The sequence below is a fragment of the Nonomuraea composti genome (assembly GCF_012034275.1).
Taxonomy (GTDB): Bacteria; Actinomycetota; Actinomycetes; order Streptosporangiales; family Streptosporangiaceae; genus Nonomuraea; species Nonomuraea composti.
This window is the reverse complement of sequence record NZ_JAATEP010000006.1, coordinates 254,039-280,493: the sequence shown is the minus strand read 5'-3', so window position 1 is coordinate 280,493 and position 26,455 is coordinate 254,039. Positions and strand designations below refer to the sequence as shown.

Annotated in this window: 20 protein-coding genes; 10 read left to right on the top strand and 10 right to left on the bottom strand. The window is 72.1% G+C overall.

Translation table 11 applies throughout. From position 1 onward, the window contains the following. Positions 1–39: 39 nt before the first annotated feature. Positions 40–1,257 (bottom strand): AfsR/SARP family transcriptional regulator, encoded by a 1,218-nt coding sequence (locus tag HCN51_RS11690; protein WP_168009561.1) that lies wholly within the window; start codon positions 1,255–1,257, stop codon positions 40–42. Between the two features lie 202 nt (positions 1,258–1,459). On the opposite strand from HCN51_RS11690, the gene HCN51_RS11685 reads away from it, so the two are divergent. Next, positions 1,460–3,058, top strand: a complete 1,599-nt coding sequence (locus HCN51_RS11685; protein WP_168009559.1) for a hypothetical protein — start codon at positions 1,460–1,462, stop codon at positions 3,056–3,058. 352 nt (positions 3,059–3,410) lie between these two features. On the opposite strand, the gene HCN51_RS11680 is transcribed toward HCN51_RS11685, so the two are convergent. After that, positions 3,411–4,196 carry a hypothetical protein gene (locus tag HCN51_RS11680; protein WP_168009557.1) on the bottom strand — a complete coding sequence of 262 codons (786 nt, stop codon included), beginning with the start codon at positions 4,194–4,196 and terminating at the stop codon, positions 3,411–3,413. 178 nt (positions 4,197–4,374) lie between these two features. Between HCN51_RS11680 and HCN51_RS11675 the strand changes: the two genes are divergently transcribed. Continuing rightward, on the top strand, positions 4,375–5,031 hold the full coding sequence (locus tag HCN51_RS11675) for a GmrSD restriction endonuclease domain-containing protein (RefSeq protein ID WP_168009555.1): 657 nt from the start codon (positions 4,375–4,377) through the stop codon (positions 5,029–5,031). An 88-nt stretch (positions 5,032–5,119) separates the two neighbouring features. Here HCN51_RS11675 and HCN51_RS11670 read toward each other — a convergent pair whose 3' ends face one another. Both HCN51_RS11670 and HCN51_RS11665 read right to left on the bottom strand, forming a co-directional pair. Next, on the bottom strand, positions 5,120–5,383 hold the full coding sequence (locus tag HCN51_RS11670) for a hypothetical protein (protein ID WP_168009553.1): 264 nt from the start codon (positions 5,381–5,383) through the stop codon (positions 5,120–5,122). A 41-nt stretch (positions 5,384–5,424) separates the two neighbouring features. Further along, positions 5,425–6,093, bottom strand: coding sequence for an adenylate kinase family protein (locus HCN51_RS11665; RefSeq protein ID WP_168009551.1), 669 nt, complete (start codon positions 6,091–6,093; stop codon positions 5,425–5,427). Positions 6,094–6,245: 152 nt separating this feature from the next. On the opposite strand from HCN51_RS11665, the gene HCN51_RS11660 reads away from it, so the two are divergent. Further along, positions 6,246–7,490, top strand: coding sequence for a C39 family peptidase (locus tag HCN51_RS11660; RefSeq protein WP_206066851.1), 1,245 nt, complete (start codon positions 6,246–6,248; stop codon positions 7,488–7,490). A gap of 44 nt (positions 7,491–7,534) precedes the next feature. Here HCN51_RS11660 and HCN51_RS11655 read toward each other — a convergent pair whose 3' ends face one another. Next, positions 7,535–8,194 carry an NAD-dependent epimerase/dehydratase family protein gene (locus HCN51_RS11655; protein WP_168009549.1) on the bottom strand — a complete coding sequence of 220 codons (660 nt, stop codon included), beginning with the start codon at positions 8,192–8,194 and terminating at the stop codon, positions 7,535–7,537. 183 nt (positions 8,195–8,377) lie between these two features. Between HCN51_RS11655 and HCN51_RS61280 the strand changes: the two genes are divergently transcribed. Then, the gene (locus HCN51_RS61280; protein WP_168009526.1) at positions 8,378–12,826 is read left to right on the top strand and encodes a caspase, EACC1-associated type; all 4,449 of its coding nucleotides are present in this window, start codon (positions 8,378–8,380) and stop codon (positions 12,824–12,826) included. On the opposite strand, the gene HCN51_RS11645 is transcribed toward HCN51_RS61280, so the two are convergent. The 3 genes from HCN51_RS11645 to HCN51_RS11640 all read right to left on the bottom strand — a co-directional run bounded on the left by HCN51_RS11645 (position 12,778) and on the right by HCN51_RS11640 (position 14,953). Further along, positions 12,778–14,286, bottom strand: coding sequence for a glycoside hydrolase family 43 protein (locus HCN51_RS11645; RefSeq protein ID WP_168009524.1), 1,509 nt, complete (start codon positions 14,284–14,286; stop codon positions 12,778–12,780). The two genes, HCN51_RS61280 and HCN51_RS11645, sit on opposite strands and share 49 nt — an antisense overlap. Next, on the bottom strand, positions 14,283–14,408 hold the full coding sequence (locus HCN51_RS61275) for a hypothetical protein (RefSeq protein WP_277349961.1): 126 nt from the start codon (positions 14,406–14,408) through the stop codon (positions 14,283–14,285). Before HCN51_RS61275 ends, HCN51_RS11645 begins: the two co-directional genes overlap by 4 nt. Before the next feature lie 74 nt (positions 14,409–14,482). Further along, entirely contained in the window at positions 14,483–14,953 is a 471-nt protein-coding gene (locus HCN51_RS11640; RefSeq protein WP_168009521.1) for a DUF2867 domain-containing protein, read from the bottom strand. 163 nt (positions 14,954–15,116) lie between these two features. Here HCN51_RS11640 and HCN51_RS11635 point away from each other — a divergent pair, with 163 nt between their 5' ends. The 3 genes from HCN51_RS11635 (at position 15,117) to HCN51_RS11625 (ending at position 16,680) form a co-directional block, all read left to right on the top strand. Beyond that, positions 15,117–15,416 carry a hypothetical protein gene (locus HCN51_RS11635; protein WP_168009519.1) on the top strand — a complete coding sequence of 100 codons (300 nt, stop codon included), beginning with the start codon at positions 15,117–15,119 and terminating at the stop codon, positions 15,414–15,416. 102 nt (positions 15,417–15,518) lie between these two features. Beyond that, on the top strand, positions 15,519–16,403 hold the full coding sequence (locus HCN51_RS11630; RefSeq protein ID WP_240972712.1) for a hypothetical protein: 885 nt from the start codon (positions 15,519–15,521) through the stop codon (positions 16,401–16,403). A 109-nt stretch (positions 16,404–16,512) separates the two neighbouring features. Beyond that, positions 16,513–16,680, top strand: coding sequence for a hypothetical protein (locus HCN51_RS11625; RefSeq protein WP_168009517.1), 168 nt, complete (start codon positions 16,513–16,515; stop codon positions 16,678–16,680). A gap of 28 nt (positions 16,681–16,708) precedes the next feature. Here HCN51_RS11625 and HCN51_RS11620 read toward each other — a convergent pair whose 3' ends face one another. Continuing rightward, on the bottom strand, positions 16,709–19,699 hold the full coding sequence (locus HCN51_RS11620; RefSeq protein ID WP_168009515.1) for an endo-1,4-beta-xylanase: 2,991 nt from the start codon (positions 19,697–19,699) through the stop codon (positions 16,709–16,711). 219 nt (positions 19,700–19,918) lie between these two features. Here HCN51_RS11620 and HCN51_RS11615 point away from each other — a divergent pair, with 219 nt between their 5' ends. From HCN51_RS11615 to HCN51_RS11605, 3 genes are all read left to right on the top strand, one after another. Next, positions 19,919–22,174: a pectinesterase family protein gene (locus HCN51_RS11615; RefSeq protein WP_168009513.1), complete on the top strand. Its 2,256-nt coding sequence runs from the start codon at positions 19,919–19,921 to the stop codon at positions 22,172–22,174. A 382-nt stretch (positions 22,175–22,556) separates the two neighbouring features. Then, positions 22,557–23,375: a helix-turn-helix transcriptional regulator gene (locus HCN51_RS11610; protein WP_168009511.1), complete on the top strand. Its 819-nt coding sequence runs from the start codon at positions 22,557–22,559 to the stop codon at positions 23,373–23,375. Between the two features lie 64 nt (positions 23,376–23,439). Beyond that, a complete protein-coding gene (locus HCN51_RS11605) occupies positions 23,440–24,207 on the top strand; it encodes an SDR family oxidoreductase (RefSeq protein WP_206066850.1) in 768 nt (255 codons plus the stop codon). Between the two features lie 3 nt (positions 24,208–24,210). Here HCN51_RS11605 and HCN51_RS61270 read toward each other — a convergent pair whose 3' ends face one another. Continuing rightward, on the bottom strand, positions 24,211–26,316 hold the full coding sequence (locus tag HCN51_RS61270) for an ATP-binding protein (RefSeq protein WP_168009509.1): 2,106 nt from the start codon (positions 26,314–26,316) through the stop codon (positions 24,211–24,213). Positions 26,317–26,455: the final 139 nt, after the last annotated feature.

The window sequence follows — 26,455 nt, the reverse complement described above, 5'->3', positions numbered from 1 at the left end:
AGGCAGACCATGTCCAGGCTCAGACGCTCCCGGCCGGGCTCAGGTGGGTGGTTCCAGCCAGATGTAGCCGGCCACCGCCACCAACGCGAACAGTGTCAGGCCCGTGGCGTGTAGCGCCTTCTTCCAGCGGGGCAGGTCCGCGGAGCGCGTAGGGGTGAAGACGTGTTCGCGGACCAGGACGGCGTGGCAGGTTCCGCCGAGCCACAAGGTGATCAGCGCGAGTATGGGGATGATGTCCAGCTTGTTGAGGCCGTCCTCGTCGCTCAACGGCACCACCAGGAAGATGCCGCACAGTGCCACATACACGAGGGCCGACAGGGCCAGGGTGAGTGAGCGGCGTCTGACCGCCGCGTACACGAACGCCCAGGGGGTGCCGTAGCCGCAGCTGAGGAGGGGGATGGCGGCCCACAGCCAGCTGCCCCATGTGGTGCCGGAGGAGGTGGGCGGGGTTCCGGCGGCGGTGGGCGGGGTGCCCAAGGCAGTGGGTGCGGGGGCTGGGGCAGTGAGTGATAGGGGAGGCGGTGGGTTCAGGGTGGGGTCGGCGGTCAGGATGCGGGTTTCCAGATCGCGCAGGGCGGGGCCGGGCTCGATGCCCAGTTCCTCGACGAGGACCTCGCGGGCCTCGCGGTAGGCCGCCAGCGCCTCCGCCTGGCGGCCGGAGCGGTACAGGGCGAGCATCAGGCTCCGGCGCAGTCCCTCGCGCAGCGGGTACGTGTCGATCAGGCTGTACAGCTCGGCGATGGCCTGGGCGTTGCGGCCCAGGGCGAGGTCGGCTTCGACGGCCGCTTCCGCGGCGGCCGCGCGTTGTTCCTCCAGGCGCCGGGCGGTCATGGCGATGGGGCCGAGGTGATCGACGTCGGCGAAGGGGGGCTCCTGGGCCAGGGCGAGGGCCTCGCGGAGCAGGGTGCCGGCGCGGGCCGGATCGTCGCAGGCGCGGCCGGCGGTCACCAGGTCCTCGAAGCGATCGGCGTCCAGCTCGCCTGGTTTGACGGTGAGTGCGTAGCCGCGGGGTTCGCGGACGACGCGGGTGCCGTCGCCGAGGAGCTTGCGGAGCTGGGAGACGTAGACGCGGAGGTTGTCGACGGCGGACTTGGGCGGGTCGTCGCCCCAGAGCACGTCGATCAGGCGTTCGCGCGACACCGGTTCGTTCGGATGGCACAGCAGCACCGCGAGCAACAGTCGCGTCTTGCCCGTCGGCACTCGGGTCTCGCTGCCGTCGCGGACGACGCCGAGTGATCCGAAGATCCTGAATTCCATGATGCCCCGCCGTGCGACGCCAGATCTGGAGATCTTATCCGGCCCGGCCGGGCGCGCTGATCGTCCGGCTGCGGGCCGGTGTGACGTGGCTGCTCAGGCGGTGTTTATACGGTGCATGTACGGCCCGCGCAACGTCCCGTCCCTAGGGTGAACCCCGAGCGGCGGGAGCTGCCGCTCACCTGAGAAGCCGGACAGGAGTCACATGAACCTCACCAGGAAGCGATCGCTGGCCTTATCCGCGATCGTGATCCCGATATTCACGCTCATCAGCCCATCCGTTCCGGCTCATGCGGACGCGGGCTCCGCCATCGCCCCCGAATCCTGGGCGCTGGTCACCTCGAAACATCCGCACCGCGCCCACTACGTCCCGTATGAGCCGACCTGGGACGGCGACGACGACGCGGTGGTCGGCCGGACGAACCAGCCGAAGAACATCACGCGCGCGTTCTTCCAGGTGAAGGTCTCCTCGTTGGCGGCGAAGCGGGTGTTCCGCGCGGGCCTGTCCCTGGGCATCCGGGACGGTAGCGACTGCGACACGCAGATCGAGGTCTGGGAGACCACGGCGATCGGCCCGCGTACGACCTGGAAGCGCCAGCCGCGGTGGCTGCGCAAGCTGAGCACGACCACTCCCGAGCTCATCTGCCCTTCGGTCATGGGCATCTCGCACTCCGTCACCCAGGCGGTGCAGGACGCGGCCGCGCGGGGCGACGAGTACCTGACGATCGGCTTGAAGTCGGCGGACGAGAGCGTGGCCGGCCGGCGCCTGTACCGGACCACGTCCGTCAGGGAGAACAGCGGGCCCGCCCTGATCACCCGGTACAACACCGCGCCGGACGTGCCCTCCGAGCTCTCCGTCGGCCACGGCTGCCAGGGCCCGGCCGCCGGCCCTGACGTGGGGACCAGCACACCCTCCCTGCGGGCCACCGCCACCGATCCGGACGATGAGACGAGCGCCGAGGTGCTGAGGGTACGGTTCGAGTGGGCGGACGCGTCGGGCGCCAAGCTCGGCGAATCCGTCAGCCCGGAGAGCTCCAGCCTCTCACCGCACTGCGTGACCGTGCCCGCGGGACAGCTCACCGACGGAGGCAAGTACACCTGGCGGGCACGTACGGAGAACGCGTACCGGACGGAGAACCCCGACGGCACCGGCTGGCTCGAAGGCTGGGACCACAGCTCGTGGACCTCCTGGCAGCCGGAGTTCACCGTCGACACCACCAAGCCCAGCCAGCCCCTGGTCAGCTCGACCGACTTCCCTCAGGGCCAGGTCGGCGGCCGGGTGGGCCTGCCCGGCACCTTCACCTTGTCGCCGAACGGCTCGCCGGACGTCGCCGCCTACTCCTTCTCCTTCAGCACAGGACAGTCCGGGAAGGTCGCGGCCTCCGCCGACGGGTCGGCTGTGCTCACCTACACCCCGACCCTGACCTTCCCTGCCACGCTGACCGTGTCCAGCGTCGACAGGGCGGGCAACCAGGGCCCGGCCACGGCCTACACGTTCCGGCCCGCCCCGGCCGCTCCCCCCACGGTCTCCTCCGCCGTCTATCCCCCGGACGTGCCCGGCGGAGGCGTGGGTGTGCCGGGCGAGTTCGTCTTCGGGGTGAACGGCGTCGACGACGCGACCACGTTCCGCTATCGGCTGGAAAGCTCGCCCGAGCAGAACGTCGCGGTCGGTGAGGACGGCACGGCCACGGTGACGATCACCCCCACCCGGGCAGGCGTCAACCGTCTCACGGTCATCACCCTGAACGCCGCCGGCGTCCGGCTCGGCACGAAGACCTACACCTTCACCGTCGGCGCCGCCTGACGCCAGGCTGGCGGCGACTCGCATCCCTGCGGCGCACCGGCCGGTCTTCCGGACCTGTGCCGCAGGCACGCCGGCCGGTGCGATGCGGTAGAGGCGCAGGACGGGGTCAGGGTCGCCGGGGACGTGGGTCGCGGCCACGGTGACGCCTCCGCCGCCGGCGAGCGGCGCCTTCCACCACTCTGCCTCCGGCGCCGGGACGTGCGCCGCCCCGCGGATGGTCAGGACGGGAGCGCTCCGGCCGTCCAGCGTGCCGCGAAGAATCGCGTGAACCACCGGAGCGCCGGTCGCCTTCATGGTCACGCTCCTGGGAATGAGCATGCTGTGCACGCACAGCGTAGTTCGGGGGCGGGCGTCAGCCGGCTTCCGGGCGGATGATGGAGGGCTGGTCGGTGTTCCAGGTGAGGTGGACGTTGGCGGGCTCGCCGGACGTGAAGCGGATGCTGAGGTCGGCCTCGTAGACGCCGTCGTCGAGGCGGAGCCCCGGGGTCCAGATGTCGCGGTTGCCCACCTCGCTCACCGGGGCCGTGTCGTAGTTCCAGACGGCGGTCTGGCGGCCCTCGGGGGATCTGCGGATGATGTCGAGGGCGATCGAGGCTATTCTCATGTCGCGGAAAGGCGGGCGCTTCATCTCCTCATCCTTGGGGGTCAGGAATTGGGCCCATACCACTCCGCATTTGGGATGAGGATTGTGTACGAGGGTGAAATTCCCAATGATGCCCCAGCTTCTGGCGATATCGGCGCTGGCGGAGATTTGGTGGGTACCGTTCAGGTAGCGGCAGCCGTGGGCGATGGGGTCGATGCCGTCGCCCGGGCGGCCGAGCACCACGACCCAGACCGACAGGGCGGCCAGCGCCGCGAAGGCGCCGCCGGCCAGGGCGAGGCGGGGGCGGGTGCGCCTGAGGTCGCGCAGGAGCGGCCACAGGCCGACGATCACCATGCCGAGCAGCGCCCAGCCGATGATCACCCAGGTCAGGGCCGGTCCGTAGACGTCGAGGCCGAGGCCGGAGACGCCGAAGCTGCTGACCAGGCCCAGGATGGCGGCGAGCACGGTGCCGATCGTCGCCCGGACCGCATTGCCGCGCTTTTTCGCGCCATTCTCAGGAGTTTTCTCTTCTTGTATCGTGCTGCCGCCCGCCATTTCCCTGCCCCTTCTCCCCCGGCTTGGACGGTCCCAGGATTCCATAGGCTGGACGGGGCGAGGAATCGAATTTCGCCGGTGTCTACACGGGAAAGTGATGGTTTATGCGGCTTTTGTCGGGGAAGCTGGTGGAATATTGTGGCGGCGGCTGGGGACGCCGGTGGGTATGGGTCGAACAGTGATCTCTCCGCGGCGGGCCCTCTGCGTCGCCGTGCTCGCCCTCGTCCTCCTCCCGATCACCGCCATCCTCACCACGCCTTCGCCGGCGGCGGCCGAGCCGCACAAACGGTCACAGGCCGAGTCCGCGGCGCTCGCCCGGCGCATGCTGGCCAAGCTCAAGGTGGCCAGGCCGTTATCGCTGCGCGGCTACAGCCGCAAGCGGTTCCTGCCGAAGGAAGGGCGACGCACGAGCAGGTGCAGCACCCGGGAGAAGGTCCTGGCCCGCGACGGGCGGCGGGTGCGCAAGAACGCCCACTGCCACCCGGTCAAGGGCACCTGGTACAGCCCCTACGACGGCAAGGTGCTGAAGAGCGAGAGGTACGTCGACGTCGATCACGTGGTGCCGCTGTCGTACGCGTGGCGGTCGGGGGCCAAGCGGTGGAGCGCGGCCAAGCGGCGCGCCTTCGCCCACGACCTCGTCCGGCCCGAGCTGATCACGGTCAGCCACTCCGCCAACATCGCCAAGGGCGGCCAGGGGCCGCAGAGCTGGCGCCCGAGCCGCCGCGCCCACTGGTGCCGGTACGCGACCTCGTGGATCACCGTGAAGCACCACTACCGGCTCTTCGTGACCCGCAGCGAGCGCACCGCCCTGCTCAACATGCTGCGCGCCTGCTGACCCGGCGCCCTGGCCGCTCAGCCGAGGTCGGCGATCATGCCGGGGAGGACGCGCTCTGCTCGGGCGGCAGTGCCGCCTCCGCGACGGACTAACGAGATTCACGCGCCCGCAGCAGGTCGAGAGCCTGGTCCGCGCGGTGCTGCGCGCGGGCCATGGCATCGACGTCGCCCTCCGCCGCCGCCACGACCTCCAGGTAGGCCAGCCGGTCCCGCGTCTTGTCCGTTTCGTGCTTGTCGAGCAGGTCGGTCAGTACAGCGGCCAGGGTGGTGCCGCGGCCCCGCTCGTCGGCGATGGCGATGAGCCGGTCGCGGACGTTCTTGGGCACCTTGATCGTGGTCATGTCCGCAGTCATACCGGGAGACTAGCCAGTAAGCGGCAGGTGCACCGGCGGGTTCAGCCGGACAGGCGGGCGTTCGACGGGAGGTAGGGCGGGAGGTTGAAGCGGGTGCGGATGGCGCGCTGGACGGTGGCCTTGTCGGCGCGGGCGTCGATCGTCATCACGTATTCCTTCCGCTTGAACAGCTCGATCACCGGGTCGATCTTGCTGTGGTAGTCGGCCAGGCGGCGGGCCAGGGCGTCCGGGGTGTCGTCCGCCCTGGTGACGAGGTCGCCGCCGCAGACGTCGCAGCGGCCCTCCACCTCCGGCCGGTGCGCGATGAGGTTGTAGTCCATGCCGCAGCGGGAGCACAGCCGGCGGGCCAGGACGCGGCGGCGGACCTCGTCGTCGGGCAGGTCGAGGTGGATCACGCCGTCGAGGTCGTAGCTCTCCAGGAAGAACTCCGCCTGGCGGCGGTTGCGGGGGAAGCCGTCGATGATGAAGCCGTAGTTCCAGTCGTGGAGCTGGAGGCGGTCTCTGACGACGGATTCCACCAGGTCGTCGCCCACGAGCTCCCCGGCCGCGACCAGGCGCCGGACCTGGGCGCCGAGCTTGGTGTGGTGTTTGACGTGCCAGCGGAAGATGTCGCCGACGCTGATGTGGACCAGGTCGAGGTCGGCGGCCAGCAGGGCGCTCTGGGTGCCCTTGCCGCTGCCCTGCACTCCCATGATCACGTATTTCCGCATAAGTCATCTCATTTCAGGACGTGAGCCTCACCTGAGCATCGTCACCCTCTATCGAATCAGTGGGGGCGGCCGAGTACGTAGATCTCCCGATGCTTTGCCGGGGCCGCCGAGCTTAGGGTCGGCGGCATAGAGCGCTCCTGGAAGGTGGGTTCATGCCTGCGCTGTCCCTGGTCCTGTCCGCCCTGCTCCTGCTCACCCCCATGACGAGCACCACCACCGGGACGAAACCGGCGGCCGTCCCCGACGTCGTCTACCAGCGGGCCGACTTCTCCTCCGGCACCCCCGAGGGCACCACGGCCGGTGACGGGCTGGCGTTCGGGCAGGCCGCGGGGACGATGACGTACACCGACGCGCTGGGCACCAAGACCTGGGAGTACGCCCGCTGGACCGGCCCCGAGCGGGACATCGGGTTCGGGGCGACCGAGCTGATCGCGTCGTGGACGGCGGACGTGCCGCCGGGGAGCTGGATCCAGGTCGAGGCGCGCGGCAGGAACGCCGAGGGCCTGACCAAGTGGTACTCGCTGGGCCGCTGGTCGTACGCCGAGGGCGACATCCTGCGCACGTCCGTACCGAACCAGGGCGACGCGGACGCGTCGGTGGCCGTGGACACGCTGGTCGCGGCGGCCGGCAAGCCGCTCAGCGGCTACCAGCTCCGCCTGACCCTCTACCGCAGGCCGGGGTCGGAGGTGACGCCGCGCGTGCGCACGTCCGGAGTGATGAGCTCGAACGTGCCCGAGCGCAAGAGCGTGCCCGTCAGCCCCGGCGGCGGCGCGTGGGGCACCGAGCTGGCCGTGCCGCGCCGCTCCCAGAACGTGCACCTCGGCCACTACCCCGAGTGGAACGGCGGCGGCGAGGCCTGGTGCAGCCCCACCTCCACCACGATGGTGCTCGGCTACTGGGACCGGTGGCCCAGCGAGCAGGACACCTCCTGGGTCGACCCCTCCGACCCGAACCCCGAGGTCGACCACGCCGCCCGCTACACCTACGACCACGCCTACGAGGGCACCGGCAACTGGCCGTTCAACACGGCGTACGCGGGGCGGTACGGCGTGGACGGGTTCGTCACCCGGCTGCGCTCGCTGACCGAGCTGGAGCTGCTGATCAAGGCGGGCGTGCCGGTCATCACCTCGCAGTCGTTCAAGAAGGGCGAGCTGCCCGGCGCAGGGTACGGCACCGACGGCCACCTGATGGCCGTCGTGGGCTTCACCTCGACGGGGGACGTGATCGCCAACGACCCGGCGTCCTCCAGCAACGCGGCCGTGCGGCACGTCTATCCGCGCGCCGACTTCGAGAACGTGTGGCTGCGCAGCTCCAGCAGCGGCGGCGTCGCCTACGTCATCCACCCGCCGGACCACCCGCTGCCCCCGACGACCCCGGGCCTGCCGGCGAACTGGTGACGGCCCTCGGCCGGCGGGCTGGTGGCCGTTCCCGGCGAGGGCCGCTACTCCGGGGCCTGGGCGCGCAGCTCCGCCATCCCCTCCCCGGGGCGGCCCCGTTCGGCGGCCAGGACGAGCCCTTCGACGGCGTTGTCCACGTGCGTGGTGTCGGTGCGGTGCCGGCCGCCGCCGATCCACGCGAACCGCCCGCCGCGCACCATGGCGACCAGCTCGGGCAGCACGGTCGTGTCGCCGGCGCCCCAGACGAAGCGGGGCCGGAGCACGACGGTCTCCAGCCCTCCGGCGTCGCGGACGAGCCGTTCGGCGGCGGCTTTGGAGGCGGCGTAGTGGGCGCGCGAGCCGGGCCGCAGCGGCGCGGTCTCGTCCACGCCGACGAGCGGCCGGCCGTCCATCAGGGCGGCCTCCGTGCCGACGTGCACGAGCCTGCGCACTCCCGCCTCGCGGGCGCAGCGCAGGACGTTCGCGGTGCCCTGGACGTCGTCGGCCCAGAAGCGGACGCGGTCGCCGCCGCGGGTGGTGCGGGCGGCGGCGTGGAAGGCCAGCTCGCAGCCGGTCATCGCCTCCCGCAGGCTCGTGGGGTCGCCGATGTCGCCGCGTACGGGTGCCGCGCCCAGCGCTTCGGCGGCGGCGGAGGCGTCGCTGCGTGCCAGGGCCCGTACGGTGTGGCCGTCCTTGATGAGGCGGGTGACGAGGCTCCCGCCCACGAATCCCGATCGCCAGTGACGAACACCACTGTCATGATCTGCCCCTATATGTGGCGATCTCTACCTAGATATTAGGCCGCGCCTTAGCAGAATGCGCCGTATGCGGCCTCGACGGTGCCGCAAGGACCTGCGTAACCTGAACAACGCCGTTTTTCGCCAACCCCCACGCCCGTGGAGCGCCGGATGACCGAGGACGATTCGACGACGCTCGAGAGGACCCGGCTCGTCCGGCCGGCCGGCCGGAACGATCCACCCCTGCTGCTGGCGTCCGAGGGCGCCCGGGTGGTCGTGGCCGGCACCGGCGCGCACCGGCCCTCGTCACGGCTGCCGCAGGTGCCCGCCGTGCCGGCGACCGTCACCGACCTCGGGCAGTGCCTGGTCGACCGGGCGGGCCTGGCCCCGCAGCACCTCACCGTGCTGCTCGACCCCGCCACCCCCGCCAACCTGGGCGAGGCGCTCGAACACGCGGCGCGCGAGGCCACGAGCGTGCTGATGTTCCACTTCGTGGGGCATGCCCTGTTCGCCCCCGACAACGAGCTGCACCTGGCCACGCGGGCCACGGTCGACCTGGGGCAGGGGGCGCCGGGCTTCCAGGCGCTGCCGTACGCGATGGTGCGCCGCATCCTCGGCTCGTCCCGGGCCGAGCATGTCGTCGTCGTGCTCGACTGCTGCTTCACCAGCGGCAACCGGCCGGTGCCCGCCAAGGCGATGGACCAGACGTTCGACGCCTCCTGGCGCGGCGCGTACGTGCTGACCTCGGCCAGCAAGGACGAGAACGCCTGGGCGCTGCCCGGCGTCCGGCACACCGCGCTCAGCGGGGCGCTGCTGCGGCTGCTGAACGACGGCGACCCGGCGGGGCCCGCGGCGTTCACGCTCGACCACGTGCACCACCACCTGGCCCGCGTGCTGCCCGCCGCCGGGTTCCCCCGGCCCAGGAGGCAGGCCGGGGAGGTCAAGGAGCTGCCGCCGCTCACCGTCAACCCGGCCCACCGCGCCACCCGCACGCACGCGGGCCCGCCGATCAGCTCCCCCGGCGACCTGAACAGCCCCTACCGGGGGCTGGCCGCGTACGGGCGCGACCACGCCGAGCTGTTCCTCGGCCGCGAGGAGGCGACCAGATCGCTGGCCGCGCGGGCCCGCCAGGCGCTGCGCTCCGCCGGGCCGCCGGTGGTCATCGGCTCGCAGGCGTTCGAGGCGGGCGGCCCGCTCATCGTCACCGGCCCGTCCGGCTGCGGGAAGACGTCGCTGCTGCACGCCGGCCTGATCCCCGCCGTGCGCGAGGACGCGCGCAGGAGCGTCGTGCTGACCCCCGGCCCGCTGCCGGTGGCCGCGCTGGCCCGCGAGCTGGCCGCGCTGGGCGGCGGCGATCCCGAACGGCTGCGCGCGATCATCGACTCCGACCCCGGCGCGGCCCGGCGGGGGCTGCCCGCGCGCACGCTCGTGGTGGTGGACCAGTTCGAGGAGCTGTTCACCCTGTGCGACGACGAGGCGGCCCGGCGGCGGTTCGTGGAGGCGCTCGTCGAGGTGTCCCGATCGGCGGCCGTGGTGATCGCCGTGCGGGGCGACTTCTTCGCTCGCTGCGCCGCGTACCCCGGCCTGCTGGAGACGATGCGGCGGCCCGAGATCGTCGCCCCCATGACCCCGGCCGAGCTGCGGCGCGCGATCGAGGAGCCGGCCGTCCGCTCCGGGCTCTCGCTGGAGGCCGGGCTGACCGAGCTGATCCTGGAGGACGTCCAGGCGCTGGCGGGCGCCGACGACCTGCTGCCCCTGCTGTCGCACGCGCTGCTGGCCACCTGGCAGCGGCGCTCCGGCGGGGTGCTCACCATGGCGGGCTACCGCGCGGCCGGCGGGGTCGCGCGGGCGGTCGCGCTGAGCGGCGAGGAGACGCTGCGGCGGCTCGGCGCGGAGTCCGAGCCGGTCGTGCGCGGGCTGCTGGTGCCGCTCGTGCACGTGGACCCGCAGGCGGGGGCGCTGCGGCGGCGCGTGCCGGTCTCCCGGCTGAGCTCCGGCGCGGCCTCCGTCGAGGGGCAGGTGCTGGCCGAGCTGGTACGCGCGCGCCTGGTCACCGTGACGGTCACCGACGAGGGCGAGCAGGCGGAGCTGGCCCACGAAGCCCTCGTGCGCACCTGGCCCCGGCTCGGCAACTGGGCCGAGACCGCGCGGGCCGGGCTGCTCGTCCGGCGGCGGCTGGCCGAGGACGCCGAGATGTGGCAGCGGGACGGCCAGGACGCCTCCTACCTCTACACCGACGACCGCCTCGCCACCGCCCAGGCCGCCGTCTCGGCCCTGCCCGGCGCCCCACCCCCAAGTGCGGTCACGTCCGTCGAGAAGGAGTTCCTCGACGCGTCCCGGCGCCGGCAGCAGCGCCGCAAGCAGATCACCCGCGGCGCGATCGCCACCCTGACCCTGCTCTTCCTCGTGGCCGCCACGGGCGCCGTGGTGGCGCTCGTCCAGTCGAGCCGCTTCAGCCACCAGGCGACCGAGGCGGCACTCGAGCGCGACCAGGCGCTGTCCCGCCAGGTGGCCGCGGCCGCCGCCGGCGCCGGTGACAGCTCGCTGGGCTCGCAGCTCGCCCTGGCCGCCTACCGCCTCTCGGCCACCCCCGAGGCGAGGGGCGCCCTGCTCGGCTCGCTCTCCCGCCCGGTCGGCGCCCGCATGACCGGTCACACCGCCCCGGTGGAGCGGGTGGCCTACCGCCCCGACGGCCGCGTGGCCGTGACCGCCTCGGGCGACACCACCGCCCGGCTGTGGAACGTCACCGACGCCCTGCGGCCCAAGAGCGCGGGCGTCGTCAAGGGGCACACGGGAGGCGTGCTCGCCACCGCGTTCAGCAAGAGCGGCAAGGTGCTCGCGACGGGGTCGGCCGACGGCACCGCCCGCCTGTGGGAGGTCTCCGACACCGCCAAGCCCCGCGCGCTGGCCACGCTCAAGGGCCACGAGGAGCAGGTGGGCTCCGTCTCGTTCAGCCCCGACGGCAACGTGCTGGCCACCGCGTCCACCGACGGCACGATGCGGCTGTGGAACGTCACGGACCCGGCCAAGCCCGCGCAGGTCGCGGTCGTCAAGCAGGACGCCGACCCCACGAGGACGGCCTTCTCCCCCGACGGCCGGCTCGTGGCGCTCGGCTCGACCGACGGCACGATCAAGCTCCTCGACGTGCTCACCCCCGCGAAGCCGGCCGTGCTGGCCACGCTCACCTCGGCGGAGGGCGCGGTCAGGAGCGTCACGTTCGCGCCGAACGGCCGCTACCTGGCCTCCTCCTCCGACACCGGCAAGGTGCAGGTCTGGGAGATCACCGCGACGAAGCTGGTCGGCACCGCGAGCGGCCACTCCGGCTCGGTGGACGACGTCGCGTTCAGCCCCGACGGCAACGTCCTGGCCACCGCCTCCGCCGACGGAACGGTCCGGCTGTGGAGCGTCCAGAACCCGCGTGAGCCCGTGCTCACCGCCACCCTGGCCGGGTTCCCCGACGCGGTGACCGGGGTGGCGTTCAGCCCGAACGGCCAGAACCTGCTGACCTCCGCCGCCGACGGCGTCGCCCGGCTGTGGAACGTCTCCAACACCTCCCGCACCGCGCCCTTCGCCCGGCTCGGCGCGCACACCGGGCAGGTCAACGGCATCGCCATCGCCAAGGGCGGCGCCACGCTGGCCACCGCCTCCGACGACGAGACCGTCCGGCTCTGGAACATCTCCGACCCGGCGGTGGCCACGCCCGAGTCCACGCTCAGCGGGCACACGGAGCGGGTCGCGTCGGTGGCGTTCAATCCCGACGGCACCCGCCTGGTCACGGCGTCCGACGACAAGACGGCCAGGATCTGGGACGTCTCCGAGACCGCGACCCCGAAGCTGCTCGGCACGCTGACGGGGCACACGGCCGGCGTGCGGTCGGCCGCGTACGGGCCCGACGGCAAGACGGTCGTGACGACCGGCCGCGACGGCCGGACGCTGCTGTGGAACGTCGCCACCCCGTCCAGCCCCAAGCAGGTCGCCACCGTCGGCGCCGCCGACCGGCGGGTGAGCACGGCCGCCTTCCGTCCCGACGGCCGCGCCCTGGCCGTCGGCTCGGGCACCGGGTCCGTACGGCTGTGGGACCTGTCGAAGCCGGCCGAGCCGCGCTCGCTCGGCACGTTCTCGGCCGGTCCGGGCAGCGTCCTCGACCTGCGGTTCAGCCGCGACGGCAAGACGCTGGCCACGGCGTCGTCCGACGGCGTCGCCCGCCTCTGGAACGTCGCCGCGCCCGCCGCCGTCAAGAAGCTCGCCGACCTGCCGGGACACTCCGCCGCCGTGTCGGCGCTCGCCTTCAGCGCCGACGACCGCACGCTCGTCACGGCCTCCGAGGACGGGAGCGTGCGGGCGTGGAACGTCGTCACGCCCGCCCGTCCCGAGCTGTGGGCCGTGTTCGCGGGCCGGGGCGCGGCCGGTGACGTGGAGCTGGGCCCCGACGGCACCGTGCTGGCCGCCGCCTCCGGCAGCGCCGCCCAGCTCTACGGCCTGAACGTGGAGCAGGCGACGGGCAACGTCTGCGAGGCGTCGGGCACGTCGATCAGCGGCGCCGAGTGGGCCCGGTACGTGCCCGGCCGCCCCTACGCGCCGCCGTGCTCCACCGCCACGGCATCGGCCTCGGGCTCATAGATCGCGTCGTCGAAGACGGCCGCGCAGCCCTCACCGGCCAGGTCCTGCACCCACAGGCCGACGAACGCGCCGGTGAAGCCGAACGCGCGCACCTGGCCGTCGATGATCTCGTCGGCGTGCTCGTCCGACAGGATCGTGGCGTCCAGCTCCACGGGGATGGCGTGGCCGTCGTACGAGAAGCGCAGCACCGGCCCGTCGAGCTCCAGGGCGAGGCGGCTCGCGGTGCCCGGGGCGGTGAAGTGCACGGTGCGGGCGCCCCTGTCGCTGCCGGTCAGGACGACGCCGTCGGTGGTCAGCGCGAGGTGGTACCAGGTGCGGGAGTTGTAGTAGGCGGTGATCCCGGCGGACTGGTGCACGCTGCGGGGCTCGAACGTCACGTTCGCCGCGAACGTGCCCCGCTGGGCGGTCACCCGCTGGGCGACCAGGCTGGGGGCGCGCCGCCCGTACGGTGACTGGCCGCCGCTGACCGTCACCCGCCCGTCCTCGAATCGCACCCAGTCGGGGGATGCCGGCCGGCGCAGCGTGCTCCACACCCCGCCGGCGGCGGGCCAGCGGTGCGGCGGCAGCTCAGGCGCGGACACGTCCACGGCCGGCACTCCCCCGGCCACCCGGGGCCAGCCGTCCACCCACTCGACGCGCTGGATCGCGCTCTCCCTGCCCAGCACGCACCGGCCGCGCGGCGCGTACGGCCGCGCCGCGAGATGCGCCATGTACCACTCACCGCCCTGCGTCCGCACGAGGCAGCCGTGCCCGGCCTTCTGCAGCTCCAGGCCGGGGTCGTGGCGGGAGGTCAGCATCGGTCCGGCCGGGTCGGGCTCGTACGGGCCCTCCAGGGCGCGCGAGCGCAGCACGCTCACGCAGTGCTCGTAACCGGTGCCGCCCTCGGCGACCATCAGGTAGTACCAGCCGTCCACCTTGTAGATGTGCGGCCCCTCCGTGACGCTGCGGTTCTCCAGGATGAGCTTCGGCTCGCCGCCGCCGAGCGGCTGCAGCTCGATGCCGGAGAAGCCGCGCCCGGGGCGCGAGTCGAACACCATGTTCAGCAGGTACGCCGTGCCGTCGTCCTCGTGGAAGAGCGCCGCGTCGAACCCCCGGCCCGGCAGCCGCACCGGGTCCGACCACGGGCCCTCGACGGCGGGCGCGGTGACGAGGTAGTTGGCGACGTCCTTGTAGCCGTGCGCGTACGTGTCCATCACGCTGTAGACCAGGTGGAACAGCCCGTTCGCGTACGTCAGGTCGGGCGCCCACACCCCGCCCGAGTCGGGCACCCCGGACAGGTCGAGCAGCCTGCGCTCGGTCAGGATGCCACCCAGGGAACGCCAGTGCACCAGGTCACGCGAATGGTGCACCAGGACGCCCGGATACCACTCGAACGTCGAGGTGGCGATGTAGTAGTCGTCCCCCACACGCAGGATGGACGGGTCCGGGTGGAAGCCGGGCAGGACGGGGTTACGGATCATCGGATCTCCACGAGATGGGGTCGGCCCGCGGCCAGGTCGAGCCGCGTACGCAGCCCTGAAGCGCGGTGGATCAAGGTGACGGCCTGGTCAGCCGGCGAGCGCAGCACGTCCCAGATCTCCATGTCTGAACCCTGCCAGAGCCATGATCGGCGGCTCACCCCGACCCCCGGCCTCCGCCCGGACTTGGGGGCTCAGGTCACGATGGAGACTGGGTGGCGGCGAGGCGGCGCTGGGCCGAGCGCATCATCGCATGCACGACGACCGGATGCGCCAGACGTACCGGCATGAAGTACACCCTGCCCCGCCACCCCTTCAGCCGCACGGTGGTGGTGACCCGCACCAGCCGCGCGGCGGCGTCCACGGCGACGCCGCAGCGGAAGTCGAGATGCCGGTCATCGGCCACGATGAGCGCCTCCTCCCCCTCCACCCGCGCCACCCGGAAGACGTCCCGAGGAGCCCGCCGGACACCGAGCAGCGGCACGAGAGCCTGCCGCGCCGCCATCGCGGCACCGACCCAGCTCGGCAGCGCCCGCAGGGAGAAGATCTCCTCCGCCCAGACCCGCGGATCCTCGGGGGCGCCGGGAGGCAGCACCCCGATCATCACATCGGCGTAGTCGGGCACCGGGATGTCCTCAAGCGCCGACGACCAGTAGACGGGAGTTCTCATGACGCCTCCATACGCTGCCGTATGGTCCTTACTGTACGCCTCCGTACAGCCCCCACCCCACCCGGGTCCGACCAGCGATGACACCGATCTGCAGCCGACATGAAGCCGCCTCTTGATGGTGTGGCCTGGTCACCACGATCGACCGCAGAACGGGGAGAACAGGATGCGGACCAGGAGAGCACTCACGATCGCCGCCACCGGCACGGCCCTCGCCCTCGGCGCCCTGGCAGGCGCCGCCGCCACGACCACCGCCCTGCCCGCGACGACGGGCCAGCACGAGAACACGACCCCCGCCGGCCACTGGGAGGGCGGCATCGCCCCGGCCGGCCATTATGACGGCGGCATCGCCCCCGCGGGCCACGTCGACGGCGGAGTCGCCCCCGCAGGCCAGCACGACAACGTCATTCCCGCCGGCCATCACGAGGGCAACATCGCCCCGGCCGGCCACGACTGGGTGGGATGAGCGCCGCGCGGCCGGGTGCGACGACACCCGCACCCGGCCGCACGGCGAGAAAGTTCAGCAAACTTCATATCTAGACGTAGGCATACAGCTACCATACGAGTCATGCCGTCACTCAACGACGCACTCGTCCAGATGTTCAGCGACAACCCGCGCTTGGCCGTGGGGCTCCTGCGCGACATCGTCAAGGTGGACCTGCCCGACACTCCTGCGATCCAGCAGGAGGAGCGCACGTTCAACACCCGGATCTCCGACGACATCGAAGCCGACCTCGTCTTCACCCTGGGGCCGGCACAATGCCCGCAGCACGTCATCGTCGTGGAGATCCAGCAGGGCAGGGGTAAGAGCGTCGTACAACTCGCCCGCTACGCGGCCGCCGCCTGGCTGCTGCTGCGCTGCGACGTCACGGTCCTGGTCGTCTGCCCCAACCAGCCGGACGCCGACCATTACGGGCAGCCGATCGACTCGGGGCTGACCGGCTACCACTTCCAGGCCCGCACGGTGGGCCCGGACGACATCCCCGCCATCATCGACCCGCAGGAAGCCACCGCCGACCTGCCCCTCGCCGTCCTGTCGGTCATGGCTCAGGGCCGCGACTGCAAGGTGCTCAAAGCCTTCACCGAAGCGCTCAGCAGCCGCCCTGATAGTGACGCTACGAAGTACTATGAATACGCATACAGCATGTCCGGGCCCGAGGTCCGGAAGCTCTTGGAGGAGATCATGGCGTCCACCACGTGGCCGGTCTACAGCCCCTTCGCCCGCGAGCACTTCGGACGCGGAGTCAAGGAAGGCACGGCCAAGGGCAAGGCGCAGGAGGCTGCCGAGGCGGTGCTGCTCGTGCTCGATGCGCGCGGCGTCGCCATCACAGAGGCCACCCAAACCTGCATCACCACCTGCACAGACGTCGACCAGCTCCACACGTGGCTCACTCGCGCAGCCACCGCGCACTCGCCAGAAGACCTGTTCCACTACCCCGACGACCAGGACTAGGGAGCGCCATCGGGTCTTCGGCATTACCGAAAACGATCTGTACTTCCGGTCAGCTCCCGTGTGATCACCGTTTCCGTTCTGCCCAGCTTGACGGAAAGGCAGGATCGGCATGAGGGACCTGGCAGCCCGATTACCGTCCCGGCGCCTGCGCCACCTCGCGCTGATCGCGGTGCTGGCGTTCGGCGCGCCCCTCATCGCAACGGCGGCCTGGACGTCGGGACAGGCGGGTCACGGGCTCATGCTGCGCCTGTCACGCCGCTCCCCCGTCGTGGGGTGAGCGGCGGGTCAGGCCGCAGGGGTGTCGGTCAGCGGGTCAGGCGGAGGACACCCCAGTGGCTGGTGTCGAGGTAGCTGCGGGACGTCGCGTCGTTCCACGTCACCGCACTCGTACGGGCCGCTCCGGTCGCGTCGTTGACCTGGACGTCGAAGCCCAGCAACGTGCCTTCCCCGAGGGTGATGGTGGGCAGGTCGATGGCCGCCTCCACCACGTACCCGCCGGGCACCGGGGCGGCCGCCGCCCGGATGTGGTCCTTCACGCCTGCCGCGTCGAACGTGCCGCCCACCGTGATGCGGCCGGTGAAGCTCACCCGGTACTGGCCGTCGTCGTCCGTGTAGCCCTTGGTCTTGCCGTTGCCGGGGTCGACGAAGATCTCGACGGAGTCCTGTTCCCATGGGTTGGCGGACTGCTCGCTCAGGGTGGGGTCGGTGACCTGGGCGAGGACGTACAGGGTGGGGCCGGACCAGAGGGCGCGGACCCTCGCGGTGGCGCCCGTGGTGCCCTGGATCCTGGTGGCGGTGCGTACTTCGGGGGCGCCGGTCCAGGTGCGGTCCACGGCGCCGTCCAGGACGGGGGGCGTGGGGCGGTGCGGGGCGGTGGTGTGCTTGACGGCGGGGGCGGGGGTGATCCGGCCGGTCCAGGTGGTCTCGGCGGTCCGGTCTCGTACGGTGAGCTGGACGTCGGTGCCGCCGGCGAGCAGGGCCTCGACGCGGTAGCCGGTGGCGGTGGGGCGGACGCCGGGCGAGGTGCGGGTGAGGGTGCGGGAGCGGCCGTCCACGGTGAAGGTGACGCGGTCGTCCTTGTTCACGGTGCGGTCGGTCACCTCCGCGAGCACGTACAAACCGGAGGTCGTGCCGGGGCGCGCGAGAGAGCTGGTCGTGGCGGCGTGCGCGGGAGAGCCGGTCGTGGCCGTGCGGGCCTGGAAGCCGGCCGAGACGTCGCCGACGCGGGCGAGGGGTGCGTCGGGCAGCAGGTCCCATTCGGGGTCGCGCTTGCCGTCGACCTTGATGACGCCGGCGGGCGCCTCCAGCTTGCGGACGAGCGGGTCCAGCTTGGACGGGTCCACGACGCCCCAGTACGCGGGCTTGGCCTGGAGGTCGTCGTCGAAGAGCAGGGGTGCGTTGAGCCGCGTGATGGGCCAGGAGCGCAGCCAGCTGACGTCGTCCGATTCGCCCCACACGGTGACGGAGCCGAGCCGGGCGGCCTGCCGCCTGAAGACGTCGAACAGCTCCTTGTAGCGGTACCCCTGCTGGAGGAGCAGCTCGGGCGGGATCGTGTCGTAGGTGGAGACGAAGTCGGTGTAGATGCTCACGTCGAGTTCGGTGACCTGCTGGTCGAGGCCGAGGCCAGCGAAGCGCTCGATGGTGGCTTCGACGTCGGCGGCGGGCGGGTGCTCGATGTTGAGGTGGAGCTGGTGCCCGACGCCGTCGATGGGCACGCCTTCGTCCTTGAGCTGCTTGACGAGCTTGTAGAGGGCTTCGCGTTTGCGCGGGAGCTCGGTGTTGTAGTCGTTGATGAACAGCTTGGCGGCGGGGTCGGCCTCGTGGGCGGTGCGGAAGGCGGTGCGGATGAAGTCGAGCCCGGCGATCTCGTACCACTTGGAGCGGCGCAGCCCGTCGGGCTGGTTCTCGTCGACGACCTCGTTGACGACGTCCCAGACGGCGATCCTGCCCTTGTAGCGGGTGACGAGCGTGCGGACGTGCCGTTCGAGGCGTTGCAGCAGCACGTCCTTGGTGGCGTTCTCGAAGACCCAGTCGGGGGTCTGGCTGTGCCAGGCGAGGGTGTGGCCGCGGATGGTCATGCCGTGCTCGGTGGCCCAGTCGACCAGGTAGTCGCCGTCGGTGAAGGTGAACTCGCCTTCCCGGGGCTCGGTGGCGTCCCATTTGAGCTCGTTGCCGGGGGTGACGCCGTTGAAGTGCTTGGCGAGGAGCTGCCCGTGGACGCCGAGCGTGTCGGGGCGGGTGAAGGCGGAGCCCATCGTGAACGGCACCTCGTCCTTGAGCGAGGGCAGCCCGGTCTGGATGGGTTCGGGCTCGACGTAGGTGAGGGTGAAGTCGTCGAGGTGGAAGGGGAAGGTGCCGGTGTCGGACTCGATGTAGACGCTGAGGAAGTCGACGTCGTACGCGAGCGTGTACGCCCCCGATAGCTGCACCCATTGCCCGGCGGGCACGTCCTTGGGCGCGACGACGCGCTCGTAGCTGGGGGTGCCGCCGGTGTGGCGTTCGATGGACAGGCCGAGCTTGCCGGCGGCGGTGTCGGGGCCGAGCCGGACCCAGACGGACAGGGCGTACTTGTCGCCCTTGCCCATGCGGCCGAGGACGTTCAGGGCGGGGCCGTCCCAGGAGGCGGAGCGGCCGGTGACGGTGAGGGCGTGGGCGCCGGTGTGCGCGGTCGTCCCGGTCTCCAGGACGGCGGCGGCGCGCGGTGACCAGTCCTGGGCGGTGCCGTCCTCGAAGTCGCTGGTGATCGGCTCGCGGGTGGGGTCGCCGAGCGGGGTCACGACGATGTCGTCGAGGTGGTACTGGGAGGTGGCGTCGGAGCTCTCGACGTAGAGCTGCACGCCGGTGGACTCGGCGGTGAACAGGTAGCTGCCCGACAGCCGCACCCACCCGCCGTCGGTGACGGTGGCCGCCGCGACCCGCTCGTACGTGGTCTCGCCGCCGGTCGGGGTGCGCTGCACGGTCATCGCGATCGTGCTCGCGGGCTGGCCGGCGGCCAGGCGGGCGTACGCGGTGACGGTGTAGCCGACGCCCCTGGCGAAGGGGGCGGTGATGGCGGCGCCGTGCCAGGTGGCGGTCCTGCCGGTGACGGCGAGGCCGCCGCTGCCGGTGCGGGCGGCGTCCGGGGTGACGGTGACGGAGACGCCGTCGCCGCGCGGCCCCCATCCCTGGGTGGTGCCGTCCTCGAAGTCGTACGAGAGGTCTGACGAGAGGCCGGACGGGAGGCCGGTCGCGTGGGCCGGGAGCACCGGCACGAGGCATGAGAAGGCGGCGGCCACCAGGGCTAAGAGGGTGCGCACAGTGCTCCTACGGCATCCGGACTGAAACTTTCAGGAAAACGCCGATAAATATCAGGCGGACTGTAGAGGCGAGGCTAAGGCGGGTCAACAACCCCGAAGCAGGCTGCAATCGCTTGTTGCAGGAAAGGTGCAGTTTCACTGCAGGTCATTGACGAAGTGAGGGGTTTGGGCGAACGTTTCATGCAACCGATTGCCGCACTCCCCGTCGAGGTTGCGCAGATGCGACTTCTGTTACTCCCCCCAGTGATCGCCCTCGCGGTGGTCGCGACCATGACTCCGGCCGCCACGGCGGCGACCCGCAGCACGATCGTCGTGGCCGCCGACGGCTCGGGCGACCACGCGACCGTGCAGGACGCGGTGAACGCCGTGCCCTCCGGCAACACCCGCCCGGTCACCATCCTGGTCCGCAAGGGCACGTACAAGCAGCAGGTGGTCATCCCCGCCGACAAGCCGCACATCACGCTGGCCGGCGACACCCGCGACCCGCGCGAGGTGGTGCTGACGTTCGACGCCTCGGCGGCCACGCCGAAGCCGGACGGGTCCGGCACCTACGGCACCTCGGGCAGCGCCTCGTACGTGATCAGCGCCCCCGACTTCACCGCCCGCAACCTCACGTTCGAGAACTCCTACGACGAGGCCGCGCACGGCAACAGCCAGGCCGTCGCGGTCCGGACGACCGGCGACCGGCAGGTGTACGACAACGTCAGGTTCCTCGGCAACCAGGACACCCTGTACGCCAACACCGGCTCCGCCACCACTTTCGCCCGGCAGTACTTTCATGACTGCTACGTCGAGGGCGACGTCGACTTCATCTTCGGCCGCGCCACGGCCGTGTTCGACCGCTGCGTGATCAAATCCCTGAACCGGGGCAGCACGGACAACAACGGCTACGTCACCGCGGCCAGCACCGAGATCACGAACCCGTACGGCTTCCTGATCTACCGCAGCCACCTCGTCAGCGACGCGCCCGCCCGCACCTTCCACCTGGGCCGCCCGTGGCCGGCCGGCGGCTCCGCGACGGCGCGCGGCCAGGTGCTGGTGCGGGAGTCGTGGCTGGGCCAGCAGGTCAAGGACGCGCCCTGGACCGACATGTCGGGCCTGAGCTGGCGCGCGGCCCGCCTGTCGGAATACCGCAACCACGGCCCCGGCGCGACCGTCGACGACGACCGCCCGCAGCTCACCGCGGAGCAGGCCAGGGCGTACACGCCGGAGAGGTACCTGGCGGGCGTCGACGGCTGGAACCCGCTGCGCCGCCCCTCTCCCACCAGGCCCGAGCCAGGGCGCCAGGTGCTGCCGCGCGACGACGGCTGGGCGGCCGCCACGACCGGCACCACGGGCGGCTCGGCCGCCCGCCCCGAGAACGTGCACGTCGTCTCCACCAGGGCGGAGCTGCTGGCCTCGCTGGGCGGCCCCGCCGACAACACCCCGAGGATCATCTACGTCAAGGGCGCCATCGACGCCGACACCGACGCCTCAGGCAACCCGCTGACCTGCGACGACTACGCCGTGAACGGCTACAGCCGGCCCGCCTACCTGGCCGCCTACGACCCGGCCGTCTGGGGCAGGACGAGCGTGCCCTCAGGGCCGCTGGAGGAGGCGCGCAAGGCGTCGTACGCGAAGATGGCCGAGCACGTCACGGTCACCATCGGCTCCAACGTCACGCTCATGGGCCTCGGCGGGGACGCCGCGCTGAAGAGCTTCGGCCTGCGCATCAGCAACGCCGACAACGTCATCGTGCGCAACCTGACCATCACCGACACCTCCGACTGCTTCCCGCAGTGGGACCCGACCGACGGCGCCGAGGGCAACTGGAACGCCTCCTTCGACAACATGGAGGTCTCCGGCTCCACCCACGTGTGGCTGGACCACAACACGCTCAACGACGGCGACAACCCCGATTCGGGCCAGCCGCTCTACTTCGGCCGGCCGTACCAGGTGCACGACGGGCTGCTCGACGTCGTGCGCGGCTCTGACTACGTGACGCTCTCCTGGAACCACCTCAGCGGCCACGACAAGGTGACGCTCATCGGCAACACCGACAACCCGGCCCGGTACGGCGAGCAGGACAAGCTCAAGGTCACCCTGCACCACAACTACTTCGAGGCGCTCGGCCAGCGCGCGCCCCGGGTGCGCTTCGGGCAGGTGCACGTCTACAACAACTACTACCGGGGCGGCGACGGGCACGGCTACAGCATCGGGGTCGGCGTCGGCTCCAAGGTGTACGCCGAGAGCAACGCCTTCGACGGGATCGACGCGGCCAAGGTGCTGACGGTGTTCGGCGGCACGGCGATCACGGTCGAGGACAACCTCGTGGACGGGGTGGTCACCGACGTGGTGGCCGCGTACAACGAGGCCAACGGCACGGCGCTCGGCACGGACGCGGGCTGGACGCCCACGCTGGTGCCTCGCGTGCATCCGGCGAAGGCGCTGAAGCGCCTCGTCCCGGCGGGCGCGGGCGCGGGCCGCCTGCGCTGAATCGACCCGGTCGTGCGCAGGACGACCGCGATGACCCCGGCGGCGGGCGGCCCTCGCGCCGGCGGCCCCACCAGGGCCGCCCGCCCCGGTCAACGCCGCGGCCCGGCACCTTCGGGCCCGGCGATCGTCAGATGACGAACCCGTCGTGGTTGACGATGTAGAGCACGCCTCCCGTGACCATCAGCACCGCGCCGACCACGATGGCGGCCCAGCCGCCCACCCACGCCGCGATCATCAGCCCTACGCAGGCAATGACAATCCCGGCAAGCCTATAGATTTGGGCATTTCTACTCACATAAAGAGCTTTGCCGTCCGAAGGTGGGTGTATCCCACCCAGCTTGGGCACTCTTTCCTGACCCCGCCCTCGCCTAACCTCGAAGGTATGGACACCGACAACCTGCTCGGCCAGTTCCTGCGGGCCCGCCGCGAGCGGCTCCAGCCGGAGGACCTCGGCATGCCCGCCGGCACCCGCCGGCGGGTGCGGGGCCTGCGCCGCGAGGAGGTCGCCCGGCTCGCCGGCGTCAGCACGGACTACTACGTCCGCCTGGAGCAGGGCCGCGAGCGCCACCCGTCCGCCCAGGTGGTCGACGCGCTGGCCCGCGCGCTGGAGCTGGAGGAGGACGCGGCCACGCACCTGCACCAGCTCTCCCGCCCCGCCCCCGCCAGGCGGCGCCCGCGCCCCCGGCGCGAGCAGGTCGGCCCCGGCCTGGTCCGCCTGATGGCGGCCTGGCCGCACACCCCCGCCATCGTCCTCGGCCGGTGCATGACCGTGCTGGCCGCCAACCCGCTCGGCAAGGCGCTCTACGACGGCCACGCCTACAGCGACGACCTGGTCAGGCTGGTGTTCCTCGACCCCGACGCCCGCGCCTTCTTCCCCGACTGGGACCGGGTGGCCGTCAACACCGTCGGCGGGCTGCGCTCGGCCGCCGGCGACGACTACGACGACCCCCGGCTCGTCGAGGTCGTCGGGGAGCTGTCGCTCAAGAGCGAGCCCTTCCGCCGACTGTGGGCCCGCCATGACGTCCGCCAGAAGACCCACGAGACCAAGCGTTTCCACCACCCGCTGGTGGGCCCGCTGACCCTGCACTACGAGTCGCTGACCGTGAACGGCGCACCCGGCCAGCAGCTCGTCGTCTACCAGGCCGACCCCGGCAGCCCGTCGGAAGAGGCGCTGTCCCTGCTGGGCAGCCTCACGGCCTGACCTCACCCATCCATCGGGCGCGGAGCACCCCGCGCCATCCCGGCATGCCCGGATCCGGAGGGACATGACGTCCATCCGGTTCATCCCGTTCGAGGAGCAGATCACCATGGAACAGAAAGTCGTCCTGATCACCGGCGCGAGCAGCGGCATCGGCCGGGCCGCCGCGCTGCGCCTGGCCCGCGAGGGCCACCAGGTGGTGCTCGGCGCCCGCCGCGAGGACCGCCTCGCCGAGACCGCCGCGGCCATCGAGGCCGCCGGCGGCAAGGCCGACGCGCGGCGGCTCGACGTGACCGACCGCGCGGACGTGGCCGCGTTCGTGGACGGCGCCGCCGAGCGGCACGGCCGCGTGGACGTCCTCGTCGGCAACGCGGGCGTGATGCCGCTGTCGCGGCTGGACGCGCTGCTGGTCGAGGAGTGGGACCGGATGATCGACGTGAACGTGCGCGGCCTGCTGTACGGGATCGCCGCCGCGCTGCCGCACTTCCAGCGGCAGGGCGCGGGGCACTTCGTCACCGTGGCCTCCATCGCCGCCTACCGGGTGTCGCCGGCGGCGGCGGTCTACTGCGGCACGAAGTACGCCGCCTGGGCGATCACCGAGGGGCTGCGCCAGGAGCTCGACCCGAGCATCCGCGTCACCACCGTCTCCCCCGGCGTCGTGGAGTCGGAGCTGGCCGAGAGCATCACCGACCCGGGCGCGCGGGAGGCGATGCGGACGTACCGGGCGGAGTCGATCCCGGCCGACAGCATCGCGCAGGCGATCTCGTACGCGATCGGTCAGCCGGCCGACGTGGACGTGAACGAGCTGGTCATCCGCCCGGCCCGGCAGCGGTAGGGCTCAGCCGAGCCCGTTGTGCAGGCCCTCGCCCTCCGGTTCGAGCGCGTAGTTGATGCCCGCGTCGATGTCGCTGTCGAACCCGGTGCGGAAGGCCACCTCGTAGGCGTTGTCGCCGAGCAGGTCGCGGGCCTGCTCCTCGCAGGTGCGCCGGGCCGTCACCAGGGCCGGCACGCCGGCCTGCGCCTGACCGTGGGTGCTCCAGATCCGCTGCGCCAGGCCGAGCAGCCGGGCCGCGCGGTGTGCCCGCCCGGCCGCGCCCGCCGCGAGGGCGAGCAGGTCGACGGTGCGGCCCATGCCGAAGCTGTCGTGCAGCCGCCGCTTGGTGCGCAGGGCCGCCTGCCCGTAGGCGACGGCCAGGTCGAGGCGTCCGGCGCTCAGCTCGGCCTGGCCGCGCAGGAAGTCGCCGTGGGCGCGCATCGACAGCTCCCCGCACCGCTCGCACAACGCGCGGGCGTCCTCCAGCACGGCGACGGCCTCGTCGATGCGGCCGTCGGCGGTCAGGGCGTGCGCGCGGCAGTAGAGGCCGGTCAGCTTGGCGATGGTGAGCGGCTCGTCGTCGAAGCGGCTCTGGTAGGCGGTCTCCGACTCGGCCATGGCCTGGATCAGGTTGCCGCGGATCACCCCGGCCATCGCGCGCAGCGCGCCCGTGCAGCTCTCCGCGTAGGGGTCGCCGGGCTCGGCGGCCAGCTCGATCTGGGCGGCCCTGATCTCGGCGGCGCCGGCGTCGCCCTGCGTGGCCGCCAGGTGGCCGTCGGCCCACAGGGCCTGCACCAGCTCGGGGCCTGGCCGGGTGTCGAGGTCGAGGGCCTGCTGGAGGTAGTGGCGGCCCTCCTTGGCGTAGCCGCAGCCGTACCAGAAGAAGCCGAGCAGGCCGGCCAGGCGCAGCGCGGGCAGGCGGTCCTTGGCGGCGAGCGAGACCTCCAGGGCGGCGCGGAGGTTGTCGTGCTCGCCGATCATGCGGTCGTACCAGGAGATCTGGCCGGGACCGAGCCAGCCGGCGGCGCCGCGGACGGCCAGGGACAGGAAGTGGTCGCGGTGGCGGCGCTGGAAGCGCTCCGCCTCGCCGAGGTGGCGCAGCCGGTCCGCGCCGTACTCGCGCAGCGTGTCGAGCATGCGGTAGCGCTCGCCGGCACCGGTCGGCAGCCAGGTCAGGATGGACCCGCCGGCCAGCGCGTCGAGCAGCAGCCCGATGTCGGCCTCCGGCAGCCGCTCGTCGGCGCACACCTCGCGGACCGCCTCGGCGTCGAAGTCGCCGGCGAACACCGACAGCCGCGCCCAGAGCAGCCGCTCGGCGGGCTCGCACAGCTCGTGGCTCCATCCGATGGCGGTCCGCAGCGCCTCGTGCCACGGCGCACCCGAGACCTCCTCCGGGTCGCCGTCCGGCGCGGAGAAGCGGTCGTCGAGCCGGTCGGCCAGCTCGGGGACGGACAGCTCACGCAGCCGCGCCGCCGCCAGCTCGATGGCCAGCGGGATGCCCTCCAGCCGCCGGCACAGCCGGTTGACCGCCTCCTGGTCCTGGCCGGCGAGGTCGAAGTCGGGCACGGCCTCGGCGGCGCGCTCGGCCAGCAGCGCCACCGCGTCGCCGCAGGCGGGCCCCGCGGCTCCGGCGGGCGGCACCGGCAGCGGGTCGACCAGGTACACCAGCTCGCCCGGCACCTCCAGCGGGCGGCGGCTGGTGGCCAGCACGCGCAGCCCCGGCACGGCTTCGAGGAGCGTGGTGACCGTACGTGAGCAGGGGCCGGTCAGGTGCTCGCAGGCGTCGAGGACGAGCAGCACCTCGCGGCCGGAGAGGTGCTCGGCCAGCACCTCGACCATGGGGCGGGTGGTCTGGTCGGTGAGCCGGAGCGCGGCGGCGATGGCGTGCGGCAGCAGGGAGCCGTCGACCGGCGGCGACAGCTCCACCAGCCAGGCGCCGCCGCCGAACTCGGGCCGCAGGACGGCGGCGGCACGCAGGGCCAGGCGGGACTTGCCGACGCCGCCCACGCCGGTGAGGGTCACCAGCCTGGATCGGCGGCAGGCGCGGCGGATCTGGTCGAGCTCGCCACGACGGCCGACGAGGCTGGTCGGCTCCGCCGGGAGGTTCCCTGCCTGCCACTTACCTGCCATCGCGATCGCCACCCATCGGCTTCAGTTGTGACAGCAGCTTGCCTGATTCCACCGCGCTCCGTCACTAAAAGTAAGAAAGTAACTACGCCTGATGCACGTGATGGTGCTCCCGTGGAGAGGGTGACGTCAAGGTGGCGGT